1 protein-coding gene and 1 tRNA gene are annotated in these 2,033 nt (G+C 42.4%); one reads left to right on the top strand and one right to left on the bottom strand.

Features of this window, described 5'->3' with window-relative positions:
• Window positions 1-66: 66 nt before the first annotated feature.
• Window positions 67-1,656 carry a recombinase family protein gene (locus tag A3757_RS28150; protein ID WP_369808219.1) on the top strand — a complete coding sequence of 530 codons (1,590 nt, stop codon included), beginning with the start codon at window positions 67-69 and terminating at the stop codon, window positions 1,654-1,656.
• On the opposite strand, the gene A3757_RS19840 is transcribed toward A3757_RS28150, so the two are convergent.
• A tRNA-Met gene (locus A3757_RS19840) sits at window positions 1,613-1,689 on the bottom strand. The genes A3757_RS28150 and A3757_RS19840 overlap by 44 nt on opposite strands.
• Window positions 1,690-2,033: the final 344 nt, after the last annotated feature.

Raw genomic sequence — 2,033 nt, 5'->3', positions numbered from 1 at the left:
CACCTAAAGAATAGATACTGTGCTAGAGTATTTTCTTAAATACCTACAAGAATAAGGGGCAGTTCAATGAAAGTGGTTGTCTACGCACGCTATTCAACAGACAAGCAAAGTGAATCATCAATAGATGATCAAATTCGTTTGTGTAATGTAAGGATAGATTTCGAAAACTGGCAACTACTCAATGCATACAGGGACGAAGGTGTATCTGGCTCTGTTCCTGTGGCTAAACGAATTGGTGGTGTTCAGCTTTTAGCTGATGCTATGGCTAATAAATTTGAAATACTGCTACTCGAAAGTTTGGATCGACTTAGTCGCGATCTTGTAGAACAAGAGACAGTAGTAAGGCGTCTAGAGCATCGAGGTATTCGAATTTTAGGGTTGTCGGATGGCTATGATTCAGAGCAATCAGGTAGGCAGCTCGTGCGAGGAATGAGGGGACTCATCAATGAAATGTATCTGGAAGACCTCAAAAAGAAAACCCATCGAGGTATGTCTGGACAAGTTTCAAGAGGCTTTGCTGCAGGAGCTGCTCCATTCGGATATCAAAACATTAAGACTGAACAGGGTTCAAATATAGAGATCAATCCAGATGCTGCTGAATGGGTGAATTGGATTTTTGAAGAGTTTGCTGGTGGTCGCTCATGCAAGAGCATAGTTTGCGAGTTGAATGAGAAGAAAATTAAGAGCCCTCGCGGTTCCAGCTGGGGAATATCTGGTTTGTATGGCAGCCCCGCTAAAGGCTCTGGTTTATTAAACAATGAGCTCTATAGAGGTCGTCATATTTGGAATCGATCTCAGTGGACTAAGGATCCGGATTCTGGAAAGCGTGTTCGTATAGAGAGATCGGAATCAGAGTGGAGTATTAATGAGCGAGAAGATTTACGCATTGTCACCGAAGAACTATGGGAAAAGGTAAGAGCACGTTTTAAAGAGTCTCGATATAAAGGTGGGATAAAAGGAAAGGGGGGGCGTGTTAGATCATTATTGGGCGGCTTAATGTCTTGTGGTAAATGTGGCGCTCCCATTGTGGTTGTTAGTTCTCACTCATACGGATGTTCAAACCGAATGAACAGAGGTCCTTCAATATGTGAAGGCGTGAATGTTAATCGCAAAGAAACCGAACAGAAGCTACTTACTGAAATTCAGGACATGCTACAAAGTGATGAATTGGTCGAGTTTGCGTATGTTGAGTCGCTTAAGGTATTAAATGAACTCTCTGCTGGGAAAGGTGATTCCAGGAAAGCATTGCTTCAAAGAATAGATGAGCTCGATAAAGAGATAGAAAGATATATTGAGGCAATAGGGGCAATCGGAATATCCGGGTCGATAGCCGAGAAACTCAAATCTGCTGAATTTGAAAAGATACAAATCAACGAACAGTTATCTCAAGAGTCTGAAGAAACTGAATTACCAGAGCTGTCGGTAATTAAAAAACTATACAAAGCCTGGGCTTTCGAGCTACAAGAGTCGAGAAAAAATAGTACTAATGAAACTAGAGATTATTTAAAAGATATCTTGAGAGAAGTCGAGATTAACAAAGAAGGCTCAGAAATTTATGCCCATATAAAAACAAACCCAGTTGCATCGTTAAACGCAACTGGGTCTGTAGGTGTGGTAGCGGGGGCCGGATTTGAACCGACGACCTTCGGGTTATGAGCCCGACGAGCTACCAGGCTGCTCCACCCCGCATCAATCTCGTCTTGATCAAGGTTTGTTGCCTCAATCAATGTGCGCGTATACTATCCATCGATGTGCTTCCCGTCAAGCCTAATTCCATCTTATTTAATAAAAACGGATTTTTATGTGTTAATTAATGCGGGTGGCGGGTGAATTCACTGTCTGGTGATGATCTGAGTCCAATTGCCGCGATAAAATTGCGTTATGCTTCTACAGAGGAAGCGATTTAAACTACAATATACAGATGTCTTAGTTATACCTATCCCAAGCCGGAGATTCTTGGATGCCCTCAGTTGATGACCTCGTTGCGACCGCGAGGCGTAACGAAATAATCGCTCGTAACCTCTTCGATATAG

This window comes from Oleiphilus sp. HI0117, assembly GCF_001635235.1.
This window is presented reverse-complemented; position numbering and strand designations above follow the sequence as displayed.

What these genes read in the sequence shown, in the direction of transcription:
- A3757_RS28150 (WP_369808219.1), top strand. Translation starts at nt 67, where the DNA reads ATGAAAGTGGTTGTCTACGCACGCTATTCAACAGACAAGCAAAGTGAA.